The sequence below is a fragment of the Halobacteriovorax sp. XZX-3 genome (assembly GCF_043196495.1).
Taxonomy (GTDB): domain Bacteria; phylum Bdellovibrionota; class Bacteriovoracia; order Bacteriovoracales; family Bacteriovoracaceae; genus Halobacteriovorax_A.
In genome coordinates this window covers 1,079,776-1,094,889 of record NZ_JBEBMO010000001.1, presented here as the reverse complement: position 1 = coordinate 1,094,889, position 15,114 = coordinate 1,079,776, and the positions used below count along the sequence as shown (strand labels likewise).

The following is a 15,114-nucleotide window of genomic DNA, read 5'->3' as shown; positions in this document are numbered from 1 at the left end:
GTTTTATTTTAGAATGACGATAAAATCTATAGAAATCGTTGTTAAACAGTTTTTATGTATCTGAAATAACATGAAGGTGATAGCTATGTGTGATGCGTGTTCAGCTGCAGGGCGTAACTGGTCTTTGGCCAACGGACCTCGCAGAAGTAAAATGATTAAGGCAAGACTATACTCAAGCTTCAATGGAAGAGAAGTTAAAATTAAACTTTGCTATCTGTGTTCCATCAAATTATTTATGGGTGGAGAAGAACTCTTTCTAAAAGATAATCCTTCATTAAGTTATGAATTATCGACTCAACACGCTGGTAGTGAATTTGATTTTTAAGCAATATTAATTGACCCATTATTTTTAGAATAGATACAATACCACCTTAGCAAGGTGGTTTTTTTATGCAAAATTTTTCGCAATTTCGTTCCTCGTTCGTGAATGATGAATTTCTCTATGGTGAAAGCTCTATTGAAGTCCTTAATAAATACGATCAAAGTATTTTAAATGAAGTTGATCTCTTAGCTTCTCACCAATACGAAAAGGTTATTCAATCTTCACAAAATGCATTCGAAGAATATAAAAATTTTGATAGTGCCCAAAGAAGTAAATTACTATTTAAGCTTGCTGACTTTTTAGAAGAAGAGGCTTCGTTCTTTTCTCATTTAATATGTATGGAAGCGGGAAAGCCAATATCGTATGCAAAGGGTGAGGTTGCTCGTTGTGTGGAAACAATTAGGCTCTCTGCTGAAAAAGCTCGTCATCACAGCAGTGAAACGCCTGACCTTTCATATGGGCCTGGTGCAGATAAGATGGCCATGATTCGCCATGAACCGGAAGGGATTATTTTTGGTATCTCTCCATTTAACTTTCCACTAAACCTTGCACTTCATAAAATCGCTCCTGCACTTGCTGTCGGATGTAGCATTATTGTTAAACCATCACCACAAACTCCAATTACTCTACTTGCTTTTGCAAAGCTACTTTCAAGAGTTGGTTTTCCAAAAGGAGTTGTGAATATTGTTATTTGTGAAGATGCTCTTGCACAAAGATTTTTAGAAGATGAAAGAATTAGTGTTTTCTCTTTTACGGGAAGTGCAAAAGTTGGTTGGGCGCTAAAGGCCTTAAGCGGAAAGAAGAAGTGTCTTCTTGAGCTTGGTGGTAATGCGGCCGTTATCGTTAATGACGTTGAAGATATGGAAGCTGTGACAGCTCAAATCGTTAATGGCTCTTTCTTATATTCAGGACAAATTTGTATCTCAACTCAGAGAGTTTTTATTGCCAGTGAAATCTTTGATGAATTTGTTGAATTATTTCTTGAGCAGGTCGAGACAATTGGTTCAGGTGACCCAAAAGATGAGAGTGTGATTAATGGCCCTGTCATCAATGAAGGTGCTCTTGAGAGAATTCATCAGTGGGTACAAGAGGCCATATCAAATGGGGCCGAGCTTCTGTGTGGTGGGCATATTATTGATGAAGACCACCATATTTATGCTCCAACAGTTTTAACTAATACAGATTTGGATATGAAGGTTGTTTCAGAGGAAATCTTCGGTCCTGTCGTGATTTTAGAGCCTTATGACTCATTTTCAGAGGCCATTGAGCTTGTAAATGATTCAAAATATGGACTCCAAGCTGGTGTTTTTACAAACAGCTTAGTAAATATGAAGGAAGCAAGTCAAAGAATCGATGTTGGAGGAATTATCTTCAATAACGTCCCAGGATTTCGCATGGATGCCATGCCTTATGGAGGGATAAAAGATTCTGGACTTGGACGTGAGGGGATCGCGTATGCGATGGAAGATTACACTCGAAAGAAGTTAATCTTATTCTAAAAATTTAGAGGGGAGAGAGGATGAAATCACTACTTTTACTACTAATTAGTTTATCTGCATTTTCATACGCACCAGATTGGGGACGTGATGCTAAAATTGAAAAGGGTGAGAATCGCGAAAACCTCTACCAACTATCTCAAGATGAATACGAACAAGTAACTCAAGATGGACTAAAGCACGCACTGGTTTGGCCAGTTAGTGTAACAGGACTTCTTATTCCATATGAAGCTTTTAATAATTTCTTTGAACTACGCGACGAAAAATTTGTAAACTTTGTTTTAACGACACTTGGTGAAAAGAAATTTGGTGTTAATAGTGTTGAATCTTTCTATCAATGGCTAGGACTTAATCCATATAATAATGAAGATGCAACGGGGATTTATCGTATCCCTTATCCAGAAGGGCATAAGCCTGATTATTATATGGGAGCTAGTATTGTTGATACTGAGTGGGGAAAAGGGCTAACTTTTAGCTGTGCCACTTGTCACTCAGCAAGCCTTTTTGGAACAACTGTTATGGGCCTAACAAATAAAACAGTGAAGGCCAATGAACTTTTTGTTAAAGCAAAAAAACTTCTTCCATTTATTCCGACGAAGACATTTCAAAAAGTAACAAATGCAACAGATGGTGAAGTTGCAATGCTTAAGAGAACAAAGAAGAATATCCACTCTGTTGGAGCAACATCACCAATGGTACTTGGACTTGATACTTCACTTCCTCAAGTTGCTCTCTCTCTTGCTCATCGTAAACAAGATGAGTACGCATCAAAGTCTAAACTTAATGAAGTCTTTCCAAGATTTAATCCTCTTGTTTCAACAGTTGCCGACTCTAAGCCAATGCCATGGTGGACGCTTAAGTATAAAACTCGTTGGCTATCAGATGGATCAATTGTTGCAGGTAACCCAATCTTTACAAACTTCCTATGGAATGAGCTTGGGCGTGGAACAGATTTATATGAATTAGAAAAATGGTTACAAGATAATCCTGAAATTATCAAAGAGCTTACGGCAGCTGCCTTCTCAACAAAAGCACCACGTATTGATGATTTCTTTGATGTGTCACGTATTGATATTGAATCAGCAAAGCGAGGACAAAAGCATTTTGAGAATCGTTGTCAGAAATGTCACGGAGAATACCAGAAGAATTGGGATCTTCCTTTTTCTGCACTTATGTCCAAGAGTGAACAAATTAAGACGAAAAAGCTTATCTATCATGAAAAGACACCTGTTAAGGATGTTGGAACAGATCCTCTTCGCTATCAAGGTACAGCATACTTTGCTGAGGCTTTAAATGAATTAGCAATTTCTAAATGGATGAAGACTGTTGTGGAGCCACAAAAAGGATATGTACCACCACCACTAAACGGAATCTGGGCCCGTTGGCCATATATGCACAATAATTCAATTCCAAATCTTTGTGAGCTAATGACTCCGCCAGCGCAAAGAGTAAAAGAGTTCTATCAGATCCCAGCAGTTGATCCGATGCTAGACTTTGATTATGATTGTAATGGCTTTCCTGTTGGAATGGATATTCCTGAGGAGCGCAGAATTAGAGAAGCTTACTACAATACAAAGTTACCAGGGCTTTCAAACTCAGGTCACTACGAACGAATCTTTACGGATAAAGAGGGTAATGAACTACTTAGTGATGAGGATAAATCGGATCTTCGTATGTTCTTAAGAACATTATAATGACATTTTATCTCGATACTTATATTGCTCATCGTGGTTTACACGACGAAAAAAAACCTGAAAATACGATGGCCGCTTTTAAGGCGGCCATTAAACATAATTATGCTATTGAGTTAGACGTACACTTATCAAGTGATGGCCATGTCGTGGTCTTTCACGACGAAACCCTAGAGCGTCTAACGGGCAGCAATGGCAAAGTATCTCAATACACTCTCGATAGCCTAAAACAGCTCTATATCAAAGAAACAAAAGAGAAGATTCCTACTCTTAAGGAAGTCCTCGATCTTGTTAATGGACAAGTTCCTCTTATCATTGAACTGAAGGTTATCGAACACAATGGAGAGCTTGAGTCTGAAGTCATGAAACTTCTTCAAGGCTATGAAGGGGATTATACGATTCAATCCTTTAATCCATTTTGTTTAAAGTGGTTTCGAAAGCACTATCCGGCCGTTATTTTGGGCCTACTTGTAACAAGAGATTTTAGTGATACAAGTCTTAATCCTCTCAAGCAAAAGATTCTTGAGAATATGACTTTTATTCCAGTTATCAGGCCAGATTATATTGGACTAGATATCGATACATACTCAAAGCTACAGCTTAGCATCATCAAGCATTTTACTTTTAATAATATTGTCTTTTGGACAGTAAGAACTAAAGAACAAATGAGGACAGCTAAGCGATTAGGTGCTAATATTATATTTGAGAATATTAAACCTTGAGTTAATTTATGAAAAAAATCGTAATTACAATTATCATACTTGCCATCGCAGCTGGTGGTTTCTACTTTTTCAATACAAAACAATCTAAGACAAATATTGCTAACGATAAAAACTCTCTAGAAGTGATGACTTCTCAAGTTAATGTCGTCGAATTTGAGGATACTCCTGCTAAGAAAGTTGCTGCAGGAAGTGAGGAGGCCCAAGCACTTGGTGCCAATGAGGGAACTCCTAACCTAGATCTTGATGTTGTTGATGATGAAGAACTTGAAAGAAGGCTAGAGGCAAAAGAAGAAGAATTTGATCGCCTTGAAGAAGAGTGGCTTACAAATGTAAAAGAGTTATTTATTAATGACCTTGGGCTTACTGAGAAAGAATATAAAGATTACCTCAGTATGAGAGAGGGTCTTTTCAATGATAAGGTTTCAGCATTTGAAGAAATGCATGATCAATTAGAAGAAAAGTATGGTGAAAACTATACTTATAATCCAACTGAAGAAGAAATGGCGTTTGATCGTGAAATTCAAAAAAAGTATGACGATCTTCTACTTCAAAAAATTGGAAAAGATGCTTTCATTAAGTATCTTGAACTAAGAGATCGCACAAATGAGAAAATCTTAGAGGCGACAAAGGCAAATGACGCCGCCATGCTAATGGAGTTTTAGGGGCCGTAATGGAAAAATGGATTATTAAAGAGAGAAAGAACGTTTACCGCGGAAATATCTTTTTGTATGAAACCATTGTTGCCAATCATCCTACAAAACCAATTGGTGCTGGCCCTTATGATATTATCCGTCTTGCTGATTGGGTAAATATTGTTGCCATTACCGAAGACAATAAAGTCGTTCTTGTTAAGCAGTATCGCTTTGGAAAAGATGTAATCACAATCGAGACTCCTGCCGGTGCAGTTGAGCGAGGAGAAGATCCACTTGCTGCAGCTAAAAGAGAGCTAGAAGAAGAGACTGGCTATATTAGTGACGAGTGGGAAAGTCTAGGGCCTGTAAGTGTTAACCCAGCCTTTATGAGCAATACTGCTCACTTTTATCTCGCAAAGAATTGTCGCCCAGATGGGAAACAAAACTTTGATGAAGATGAAGATATCGAGCTAGAGCTTGTTGCTGTAAATGATCTAAAAGATAAACTACAGGAAATAGATCACTCTCTTTCGGAGCTTTGTCTAAGTCGATACCTACTTAAGTCTTAGTTTCTTTTGTTCTTGCTATACTTCTTAGGTCTTGTTTGTCTTGTCTGGCCTTGAAGTTCAAACCAATCACTTTCATCAATTTCGTGATAATAGTCTGATTCTTCAACAAGCAGGCTCGAAGTCGTCTCAGGAATTGAGGCGATTTCAACACGGACACCTTCTGCTCTTAAGTGGCGAACTAATTCGATATAATCAGAATCACCTGAAAGGATAATAATCGTATCAACCTTCGAGGCAAGCTGTGTCGCTTTAATTGTCAGAGGGATATCGGCACTCTTATGACATGGAATTACTGATCCATAGTAGTGATTGTGCAGACGCTCAGTTAGTTTAGAAGAGATATTCTTTCCTTCTCTAAAATAGATGAGGCGATTTAGCCCTCGATTATCTAAGAGTTTTGGGATGAGCGTATCAAAATTAACCATGGTATTTGAGTTATTTGTTACGCTGTGAATACTTCTTTCGATATTGTTGCCATCGATTAGGATGGCAACAGTTTGATTAATGAAAATTTCCATAAAATGCTTCACTTCCGTTTGATTGAACGTAGTCAGCGTGACATTTCTTAATTTGTGCCTCGATCATTTCAATACTCATTCCTTTGAAAATCTCGTTTAGCTCATCTTCATCAACGTCAGATCTACCTAGAGCACAAGCAGCTAATTCTTCTTTAAACATAATAGAAGGATCTTCTGGCTTACGCTTGTCAACTAAGAATCTCAATAGCTCACTGATATCAAGACGCTTGGCCTCAAAATCATTGAAGTATTTCTTAAACCATACGTGAGTCCAAGCGATATTAACTACACCTGGGTCTTTATGGTACTTTAATAGGTAGAAAAATGCTGTACGTCCAAAGGTCTTTAATTTACCTTTTAGTTTAGCAATACTAATGATTGCGTTCTTATATGCATCCTTATAACCACGATCTAATTCACCGCGGTCTAGTTTATTATCTGCATTTCTATCAAAACGAATATAAGTCGATTCGATATTTAACATTGCGCCAATAACAAGTGTGAAGTCTTTCTTTCTCCACCAAATCTTATCAACATCTTCAACACTTCTTGAGAAGATCTCAACACCTTTGATAAATTCAACAACATGCTCTCTGCTGTTGTTCTTTACATACTCTTTCAGGCGAGGGAAGTACTTTGAAAGATTCAGCTCGCTCTCACCAAATAATTTATCAAAGAATTTTGTACGAATACACTTTGAGTCCATTACAGAGAAGCCTGCTTCATCAACTCTAGTGTCACACTCTTTCTTCTCATAAAGATTTTCTTCTAAAAGAGTCGTGATCTTAGCTGCAGTAAAGATAAGTTCGATAAACTCACTTACTTCATCTAGGTTAATGAATAGGTCACCACCAGAAGTTGCCTGGAAAAGATCCGATAGAAGAAGAATATTTTCACCAAAAGTTTTAAAGTCTTCAGTCCAAAGTCCCATTTCTTCAAGAGCGGCCTTAAGTCCAACTAGTGCGTTGTTAAGTTGGTTATCTGATAAACCTTTTGACTGTCTTGGAGGAGTTGTATCACCCTCTGTCTTATAACCCTCTAGCATGTGTGGAAGCACATTTCTAAAGAGCATGATCGAATTGAAACCAGTCTTGTTTCTTACGATATTCGCCTGATAAGTAGGGAATCCGTCTTTATTTCTAAAGTAGCGATAGTCACGAGCAACTTTAGTAAACTCTTCAATAAGAACAACATATGATTTCTTAGTGATGTACTTATACTCCGGAACTTCTCTCTCCGTTGGGTACTCACGACGATCGATATAAAGTGGCTTAGGCGAATTCATTCTATCGTCAAAGAATTGGAAAGTTGAGTCTGAGAATAAAAGTGTCTCAAATGCACTATCTGCAATATCTAGGATGCGATTAACAGCATCACTTGTAATCATTAGGTCAAAATTCTCACTTCCCGGAGGATCAAGCTCTGAACAAATCCACTTAGAACTACCTTGCTTATCGGCATCGTAAGCTGGGTTTGGTTTACATGGAATTGGATACATCAGCTCTGAGCGAGGGATTGGATCAAAAATACGCTGAGTAAAGTCGATTAGTGTACGCTTAAAATTTGAAACTTTAAGAAGTTCACTTTCATCCTTTGGATTATCCGACTTGCGATTAAGCTCTTTAATTAGCTCATCACCAAATGAAAGGATCTCTTTTGCTGTAAAGTAATTCTTCTTCTCTTCAATAGGGTGGAAGATTGAGCGAGTCTTACGAAGCAGCTCAAGAACTTTTGCAATATTTTGAACTGATTGAGTATCATCAGAGAAGTCCGTGAAGAAGGCATCATAAAGTACTTCTGCTAGAGATTCTGATTTCTCAGTTAAATAATAAAGATCATCACGATTTAGAATAAGGTTATTTCCACCTAGTACTAGACCTTTAAGTGCCATGGCCTCTGAGTAAAGCTTCCAGTTAAATGGTTCTTTAAACATTCCGCTTGATTCTTTAAGACGAGCAATAAGTGACTTGATAAGACCATCTTGGTTAACAAAGTCTTTATCCAGTAGGTAATTAGCTAGTTCCGTTTTAATCGAAAGGAATTGATTTACATATTCCTTTCTCGAAATAACTTTTCTTGCTGTCTTTGAGTCTTCGTCTTTAAATAGCTTAACATTCTCAATGTGCATATCAAGGAATGCTAGGTAGCGGTAAACGATTGCAACAACATTTACAGTTGATTTAAATTGCTTAAATGAAAGATAATCAACTTCTGGAGCAAGCCTTAGAATATTATCTTTATAGTTAAGAACAAGATTCTTAATGGCGATTCCCTTATCAAGGTCTTCTGGCTTACTAAAGAATTGTTCAATTAGCTTATTAATATCTGTAACAGTAATTACTTGGTCATTTTCAAGATCACTTAGAATAAGGTCTTGAACTGATCTAACTTGAGCTAAGAAAAAGTTGTTCTTTTCTAGTGGAGTCTTCTCAAGGTATTCCTTTGCAAGAAACTTAAGGTCAAAGAATAGGGCCGCAAGTGGATCTGTCTTTGTCAGAAGTGTCATTAACTCTGGGAATAGGAGAGTTTCACGGCTACCACCAGTTGTTACTACTTTCAGTGCCATAAATGACTTAACAACATCTTCGATTAGGTCGATGTCATAAAGCTTGATCGTATCATTAGCGAACTTAAGAACATTCATCTCGTGGTCACGAGGGATTGAAATATCTTCGTCTAATAACTTCTTTGCATTCTCACTTAGGCGCCCAACTTCGGCACGGAATTGCTTTTTAATCTCAACTTTTCTATTGAAGTCTTTCTCTTCAATGTCTTTAACTAGATCATTTAAGACATTTACTGACTCAAAAGATCTAAGTGCAACGTTAACAACTCCAAGAGATAGCTCAACGTCTGCATAAGAGAAAACTTCTGGGTTTCCACGAATTAGATCTCTCTTTGCAAAACGAATAAGTGACTTAAGTTTAACGTTGGTATCTTTAGTCGTACCGAGAATTGTTGAAATAAAGTCATCATCTTCGTTAAAGAATTCATCAATGATATTGTTGATATCGGCAATCGTGATGATATTTTCTTCTTTTTGGTGCTCGTAAACATAGAGCTTAAGCTCTTCTAGGTTATTAGCAAGCTTGTTGAAGTATTCTGATCCATCTTCGAAGTATTCCTTTTTAAGGAAGAAGATATCGATTGTATTCTGTAGGAAAACTGGGAAGAAAGTGAAAAGTTGGGCAAACTCATCTGAGTCAACGTAGATACGTGAACCACCAAGAAATAGTTTCTTAGCAAATAGAAGAGAGTTTAGAAGTTCCTTACCAAGTTTGAAGTCTTTTAGGTCTCTTGTAATGTCGAGGATTAGACTTTGAATATCGATGGCCTGTGCAGGTCCAGGAATTTGTTGAAGGATTTCATTTAAGTTTGAAGAAAACGCATCGGCCTGTGCTCTTAAGATGGCAGAGGTCTTATAGTAATCTTCTTTTGATTTAACATCTTGTAGGTCTTTAACTGTTGCAACGATTTTAACGGCTGAACGGTTAAACTCTTTTAGGATTTGAAAGAAAGAATCAATCTTCGTGCGAGACATTTGTCCCGGAATATCTCTTTGTAAAAGAGTGTTTAATTTAAAAAGAAGATCAAGGCCTTCAATAATATCGTCAGCAGAACCTGCTGGGTTATCCATATACTTGCGAGCAAATTTCACGATATCTTCACGGAAGAAGAAACGATTATCTCTGGACTCAACATATTTGAATTTATTTAGTGTATCTTGAACGCAATTAAGGTCTTTTTCGATATTAACTTCGAATAATTTTTTGATACGATCCGTGTCGATTTTGCAACTAGCTGAAATTCCGTCATACTCGGCGATGTCTGCACCTTCGACAGGGTCATCGTTGACGAAACCACAAGACGAAACTAGTAGTACTACCAGAAGGTAGGTAATGAAATCTCGTAATTTCAATAGCTTATTGTGTTTAATCATAATTCCCTCACCCAAATTCTAGAAAATTTCTAGTTAAATGAAAAGGAATAACCGAATATTTTGAAATGTTTTTACGTAATGCGTTAAAAGTGTGCACAATTCCTAACACTATACTGTCAAAAGTGTTAACACCCAAGGTAATAGATACCAAATCCGAGTTAAAGACTTCTATTTACGAATCTTTTCTGATTTAATTAACTTTAATGAATAAATTCATCAAAAAAATTACATTACTATGCGTGTCGCTTTCTGGCCTTGCTGTCTACGCACAGCTAGATGGAAGTGTGTCATATGAGAAATTTCAACGATTAAATGACCCAGCTAAAAAGTCTGAGTATGACGACTGGGCCCAAATCGAAGGAAATTACGAGACAAGAGCGTGGAATGGTAAGGTTTATGGTGAATTTGCTGCGAGGGCCTATGTTACAAAAGAGCCTGCTTTCAACTTTTCAATGCCTGAAGCTTATATTGAGTTTAAAGATGAAGATAATCGTATCTCTCTTGGCCGCCAGCTTCTTAGATGGAATGAGAACGAAGATTACTGGCTACTTAGTACTCTAAATCCAAACCAAGGTTTCTACTTACTTTCTGAAAAGAAAGAAGGTCTAGTTGGTATTCAATACGATCGCAAATTTAATAAGAATTTAAATTTTTCAGTTTTCTTCTCATACTTCTTTGTTCCAGGAATGAATCCAGGGCTTGAAATTGAAGATGGGAATGTGTCGAGTAAGAGTGAGTGGGTAAGACTTCCACCAAAGTACACTGTGCTTGAAGGAAATGTTCTTCCTCTTTATTACACGATCGATATGCCTAATATCTATAATGATGTTGTAAAGAATAAGTCTCTTGGTTTTAGACTTTCTGGAACGAATGAGCAGAAGAGTTCTGAGCTTTCGGCCTTCTTTATCTATAAGCCACAAAATAGTCTTCAGATGAATGCTGATGCTCGCTTTGACCAAGATCGCGACGTTATTGCAGTTGATGCTTCACCGGTTGTTAACCACCATCTTTATTATGGGATTCAATATAAGCAGCAGTTAGGTGACGTGCAAATGGTTGCCGGTGTTGATATGAGTGATCCGACGGCGACTTTTGGAAACGACTTTAAGGTTGTTGACTTTAGCCGTGAAGAAAATAAGAAATTCGAATCTGAGTATTTCAATATTGAGCCTAACTACGAAAAAGAAAGTTACGCCTCTGTCTCATTTAACGTCAATCAAGGTTACTATATGTTTTCTTTAAACTATATCAACCTTCTGACAAATAATGAGCGTGGATCAGATGATTTCTTCTCTGATACTGCGAAGTGGAGTAATGCTCTTGGTATGCGTGGGCGTTATTATTTTAATGACTTCATCAATGTGATGGGGGACTTAAAGTATGACTTTGATCGCGATGATATCATCTTAAAAGCTGAAGCGACTTATGCTTTTTGGCGTGGCGCTGCTAGTTTAAATTTAGGTGCCGAGCTGATTAAGTCGCCAAATAAGAATTCTTATTGGTCGGCTTACCGAGCTAACGACACCATCTATTCGTCTTTAAAATTTGCTTTCTAAAGTTTGCTTTCTAAGCAGTTCCTGTCTGAACACTCCATAGTGCTTTATAAAGACCTTCTTGAGCGATAAGTTCTTCGTGAGTTCCACGTTGTTCAATCTTGCCTTCATTTAAAACACAAATCTGATCCGCATGAATAATTGTTGAAAGCCTATGGGCAACCATGACAGTAGTGCGTCCTTTTGTGATCGTTTTAAGAGAGCGCTGAATGGCCGCTTCTGTTTCATTATCAATGGCACTTGTGGCCTCATCAAAAATGAAAAGTTTCGGATCCTTTAAGATGGCACGTGCAATGGCAATACGCTGTCTTTGACCACCTGAAAGTTTTTGGCCGCGCTCACCAACGATTGTCTGATAGCCGTTAGGTAGAAGCTCGATAAAGTCATGTGCCTCTGCAAGTTTTGCGGCCCTCATGGCATCAACTTCAGATGCTCCTTGAGAGCCGTAGATGATATTTTCTAAGACAGTCCCATGAAAGAGGTAAGTTTCTTGTGAGACAAACCCAATGTGAGAGCGCAGTGAATTCTGCTTTAGCTCTCTAATATTGTGGCCATCAAAATTAACGGAACCAATTTGTGGATCATAAAAACGCTGAAGAAGTTTAAGCATTGTGGACTTTCCTGAGCCTGTAGGCCCAACAAGTGCAATAGTTTGTCCTTCTTCAATTTTAAGATTGATATCTTTAAGACCAGTGTTGTCTTCTTCATCGTATTTAAAGTTAATACCACTAAATTCAACAGCTCCTTTAAATTCTTCAAGCTCTTTATCACCATCAGTTACTTTAACTTCTGTTTCAATTAGCTCCATCACTCGAGATGTTGAGGCCATTGATCTTTGGTAAAGATCAAAAGTTTCACCAAGTCTTGTTAGTGGCCAAAGTAGTCTTTGAACTAAGAAGATTAGAACAGAGTAAGAACCAACTTCTAGCTTTCCATCAAGAACATCGATACCACCGATGATTAGAGTGAAGAGGAATCCACAAAGAACGGCCATTCTAATGATTGGACTAAAAGAAGAAGAGACGCGAATGGCATCTTTATTGGCCTTAGCATATTGATTTGATTGCTTCTCTAAGCGGTCATATTCGAATCTTTGAGCAACGTATGACTTAATCGTCATCATCCCTGCAATATTATTTACAAGCATACTCGCAAGTAGTCCGGCCTCACTTCTAACATTTTGATAGCGAGGTTGTACCTTCTTTTGAAAGTAGAAACTTCCCCAAAGAATAAATGGGACAGGTGTTAATGATAGTAGGGCAATTTGCGGAGAAAGATAAAAGAAGATTCCACCGATAGAGACAACTGTTGTTAGGGTTTGAATAATATCATTGGCTCCAACATCTAAGAAGCGCTCTAGTTGGTTGATGTCGTCATTTAGAATTGTCGCTAAATTCCCAGAGTTATTATCTTGATAGAAAGAGATGTGTAAGTTTTGAAGATGATCGTAGGCTTCCATACGAAGATCGTGTTGAACTTCTTGGGCCAGTCCACGCCACCATAGTTTTAATAAGTATTCAAATAATGACTCCAGGGCCCAAATCACAAATGTGAGAAAACCTAGAATGTAGATTTGTTCAACTTTGTCTGTCACTCCCATACCTGCAAGGAATGAGTCTTCTTGCTTGACGACTGTATCAACGGCAAGACCGATTAAAAGGGGAGGAGCAATGTCGAATACTTTATTTAAAACTGAAAAGAACGAGGCCGTATAAATTTGGCCGCGCTTATTTTTAAAATGATTGATTAGTTTTTGTAATGGGGATTGAGTTTCCATTTAGACCTCGTATGCGTGTACTTTTATGTGTATGCATTATGGCCTATTATTCTCAATTTGAAAAAAGTTCCTCAGGTGTACTCAGATTATATTGAATCGAAGTGCTTTTTAAGTACACCTGAGGGGAATTTAGTCACCTTTCCTAGTGACTTACTTAGATTACTAAACTGCTGGCAAATTCAAAATTTCCCTTTCGTTCCTTATCTTTAGAAGAAGCGTCCCTCGCTTCTACAATAGTGCTTGCCTCTTCTTGGGCAGCTTCTGCAAAGTAGTTATCAATAGTTTGCTCATAGTCTTTTAGTAGTACTTCTTTAAGTTCTTCCTTAGATACTTTTAGAACACTACATACAGTATTTAGTGAACGTAGTGGTACTGAGCAAAGCCCACGTTCAATATTACTTATAAATTGCCCGTTCTTATAACCTAGGCGGTACGACAATCCTTGTTGTGACACCTTAGGTGATAAAGAACGTCTTTTGACTCTAATTAATTCAGCGATGTTCTCAAACACTCTTCTTTCTTTCATCCATAACCTCCAGTTTTATTATTTACCAACTATTGTTATTGGTACAACATGATGATAATATGTTTAGGCAATATTATTTACTTACAAATACGTAAGGTTTACTATGTCAATAAAATTAAAGGCTTACACATCTAATCATAAGAAAATCTTTAGGGAAGCGGAAATCGAGGCCCTCTATGGTGCCAAGTTTGAGTATTTAGATGAATTACCATTTGATCTTCGCCCTGGAGAAATTCTGCTTTTAGATCTCGATGAGATCACTGATGATATTATTGAGAAGGCGCAGTATACGAGAGTTAAATTTGTAACAATTGTTGATACGCTCAAGCAGCACAACTTAAATCGTTTGCTTCCAATTGGTGGAAATTTATTTGCTGTTAAGGGCACTCCATTTGAAGACTTCATGGAAATTCTAACAAGTCGTATTCATCAAATGGAGATGTTTAAGATACTTCACTTAGTTAGTCATACTGATGTGGAGCTATTTCGCTTCATTCTAAGGGCAGGCAATGGAGAGAAGTCTAAATTAAGTGAACTTATTTTTGGCTCTACTAGTGAAAGTACAATGGATGTTAATCTAAGTCGTTTAAGAAAGAAGCTGCGTGATCCAAATATCGGCGATGACTTCTTTCGTATTATCACAAAGAGCGGAAGACTCTATGTGGTCAGTCGTTTAACGAATTACGAAATACCAAAACATTTATTAGAAAAAATTAAGATTCCTACCTAGTCGTTTCAAGTAAAATTACTTAGAGGTAGAAATGAAAATATTGGCTTACACAAGTGAGAAGAGAAAACTCTTTCATGCGGATGCTATTGAAGAAGCGTTCGGACTTACCATTGAATACCTAGATGTCCTACCTTCTCAAACAGGAGTTGGAGAACTTCTTATTATTGAACTCGATACAATTCCAGATGAGCTCATTGAAGAAATCAAATATACCACTCTAAAATTTGTCTATGTGATCGATGACTTTACTCAGCCAAACCTAAATCGCTTTCTACCGCTTGGCGGAAACCTGTGTGTGCTAAAGAGCATGGGGGAGCAGGAGTATATCGACGCCCTCTATGGCCGCTTTCACTTAATGGAAATTTACAAACTCTTTCACATCATAAGCCGAACTGACATGGAACTCTTTCGTCTCATCAATCGCGCGGGCAATGGAGAAAAGGGAAAGCTTTCAGACATTCTCTTTGGTTCAACTAGTGAGAACACAATGGATGTAAGCCTTAGTCGTCTTCGAAAAAAACTTCGTGACCCTGAAATAGGAAATGACTTCTTTCGTATCATCACAAAGAAGGGAAGACTCTATTTAGTAAATCAATTAAATCACTATAAGATTGAAGATTATCTAATTGTGGAGTAAG

At 37.5% G+C, this 15,114-nt stretch carries 13 protein-coding genes; 9 read left to right on the top strand and 4 right to left on the bottom strand.

Annotated elements, in window-relative coordinates:
• Positions 1–85: 85 nt before the first annotated feature.
• The 6 genes from ABMA70_RS05135 to ABMA70_RS05110 all read left to right on the top strand — a co-directional run bounded on the left by ABMA70_RS05135 (position 86) and on the right by ABMA70_RS05110 (position 5,432).
• On the top strand, positions 86–325 hold the full coding sequence (locus ABMA70_RS05135) for a hypothetical protein (RefSeq protein WP_103216601.1): 240 nt from the start codon (positions 86–88) through the stop codon (positions 323–325).
• 65 nt (positions 326–390) lie between these two features.
• On the top strand, positions 391–1,821 hold the full coding sequence (locus ABMA70_RS05130; protein WP_392991152.1) for an aldehyde dehydrogenase family protein: 1,431 nt from the start codon (positions 391–393) through the stop codon (positions 1,819–1,821).
• Between the two features lie 20 nt (positions 1,822–1,841).
• On the top strand, positions 1,842–3,512 hold the full coding sequence (locus tag ABMA70_RS05125) for a hypothetical protein (RefSeq protein WP_392991154.1): 1,671 nt from the start codon (positions 1,842–1,844) through the stop codon (positions 3,510–3,512).
• A complete protein-coding gene (locus ABMA70_RS05120; protein ID WP_103216604.1) occupies positions 3,512–4,231 on the top strand; it encodes a glycerophosphodiester phosphodiesterase family protein in 720 nt (239 codons plus the stop codon). The genes ABMA70_RS05125 and ABMA70_RS05120 overlap by 1 nt, the downstream gene beginning before the upstream one ends.
• 8 nt (positions 4,232–4,239) lie before the next feature.
• The gene (locus tag ABMA70_RS05115) at positions 4,240–4,893 is read left to right on the top strand and encodes a hypothetical protein (protein WP_392991156.1); all 654 of its coding nucleotides are present in this window, start codon (positions 4,240–4,242) and stop codon (positions 4,891–4,893) included.
• Positions 4,894–4,901: 8 nt separating this feature from the next.
• Positions 4,902–5,432: an NUDIX hydrolase gene (locus ABMA70_RS05110; protein WP_103216606.1), complete on the top strand. Its 531-nt coding sequence runs from the start codon at positions 4,902–4,904 to the stop codon at positions 5,430–5,432.
• Here ABMA70_RS05110 and ABMA70_RS05105 read toward each other — a convergent pair.
• Together ABMA70_RS05105 and ABMA70_RS05100 are read right to left on the bottom strand one after the other, a co-directional pair.
• Positions 5,429–5,950 carry an NYN domain-containing protein gene (locus ABMA70_RS05105; protein WP_392991158.1) on the bottom strand — a complete coding sequence of 174 codons (522 nt, stop codon included), beginning with the start codon at positions 5,948–5,950 and terminating at the stop codon, positions 5,429–5,431. The two genes, ABMA70_RS05110 and ABMA70_RS05105, sit on opposite strands and share 4 nt — an antisense overlap.
• Positions 5,934–9,890 (bottom strand): hypothetical protein, encoded by a 3,957-nt coding sequence (locus tag ABMA70_RS05100; protein ID WP_392991159.1) that lies wholly within the window; start codon positions 9,888–9,890, stop codon positions 5,934–5,936. The genes ABMA70_RS05105 and ABMA70_RS05100 overlap by 17 nt, the downstream gene beginning before the upstream one ends.
• A 203-nt stretch (positions 9,891–10,093) precedes the next feature.
• Here ABMA70_RS05100 and ABMA70_RS05095 point away from each other — a divergent pair, with 203 nt between their 5' ends.
• Positions 10,094–11,446, top strand: a complete 1,353-nt coding sequence (locus tag ABMA70_RS05095; protein WP_146037754.1) for a hypothetical protein — start codon at positions 10,094–10,096, stop codon at positions 11,444–11,446.
• 10 nt (positions 11,447–11,456) lie between these two features.
• On the opposite strand, the gene ABMA70_RS05090 is transcribed toward ABMA70_RS05095, so the two are convergent.
• Positions 11,457–13,220, bottom strand: a complete 1,764-nt coding sequence (locus ABMA70_RS05090; RefSeq protein ID WP_103216610.1) for an ABC transporter ATP-binding protein — start codon at positions 13,218–13,220, stop codon at positions 11,457–11,459.
• A 154-nt stretch (positions 13,221–13,374) separates the two neighbouring features.
• On the bottom strand, positions 13,375–13,746 hold the full coding sequence (locus ABMA70_RS05085; protein ID WP_103216611.1) for a hypothetical protein: 372 nt from the start codon (positions 13,744–13,746) through the stop codon (positions 13,375–13,377).
• 103 nt (positions 13,747–13,849) lie between these two features.
• Between ABMA70_RS05085 and ABMA70_RS05080 the strand changes: the two genes are divergently transcribed.
• Complete coding sequence (locus ABMA70_RS05080; RefSeq protein WP_392991163.1) at positions 13,850–14,476, top strand: hypothetical protein; 627 nt, start codon at positions 13,850–13,852, stop codon at positions 14,474–14,476.
• Between the two features lie 31 nt (positions 14,477–14,507).
• Positions 14,508–15,113 (top strand): hypothetical protein, encoded by a 606-nt coding sequence (locus ABMA70_RS05075; protein ID WP_392991165.1) that lies wholly within the window; start codon positions 14,508–14,510, stop codon positions 15,111–15,113.
• Position 15,114 lies beyond the last annotated feature (1 nt).

Bases quoted from the DNA above. Each gene is read 5' to 3' on its own strand.
- ABMA70_RS05135 (WP_103216601.1), top strand. From the start codon at position 86: ATGTGTGATGCGTGTTCAGCTGCAGGGCGTAACTGGTCTTTGGCCAAC.
- ABMA70_RS05130 (WP_392991152.1), top strand. From the start codon at position 391: ATGCAAAATTTTTCGCAATTTCGTTCCTCGTTCGTGAATGATGAATTT.
- ABMA70_RS05125 (WP_392991154.1), top strand. From the start codon at position 1,842: ATGAAATCACTACTTTTACTACTAATTAGTTTATCTGCATTTTCATAC.
- ABMA70_RS05120 (WP_103216604.1), top strand. From the start codon at position 3,512: ATGACATTTTATCTCGATACTTATATTGCTCATCGTGGTTTACACGAC.
- ABMA70_RS05115 (WP_392991156.1), top strand. From the start codon at position 4,240: ATGAAAAAAATCGTAATTACAATTATCATACTTGCCATCGCAGCTGGT.
- ABMA70_RS05110 (WP_103216606.1), top strand. From the start codon at position 4,902: ATGGAAAAATGGATTATTAAAGAGAGAAAGAACGTTTACCGCGGAAAT.
- ABMA70_RS05105 (WP_392991158.1), bottom strand. From the start codon at position 5,950: ATGGAAATTTTCATTAATCAAACTGTTGCCATCCTAATCGATGGCAAC.
- ABMA70_RS05100 (WP_392991159.1), bottom strand. From the start codon at position 9,890: ATGATTAAACACAATAAGCTATTGAAATTACGAGATTTCATTACCTAC.
- ABMA70_RS05095 (WP_146037754.1), top strand. From the start codon at position 10,094: ATGAATAAATTCATCAAAAAAATTACATTACTATGCGTGTCGCTTTCT.
- ABMA70_RS05090 (WP_103216610.1), bottom strand. From the start codon at position 13,220: ATGGAAACTCAATCCCCATTACAAAAACTAATCAATCATTTTAAAAAT.
- ABMA70_RS05085 (WP_103216611.1), bottom strand. From the start codon at position 13,746: ATGAAAGAAAGAAGAGTGTTTGAGAACATCGCTGAATTAATTAGAGTC.
- ABMA70_RS05080 (WP_392991163.1), top strand. From the start codon at position 13,850: ATGTCAATAAAATTAAAGGCTTACACATCTAATCATAAGAAAATCTTT.
- ABMA70_RS05075 (WP_392991165.1), top strand. From the start codon at position 14,508: ATGAAAATATTGGCTTACACAAGTGAGAAGAGAAAACTCTTTCATGCG.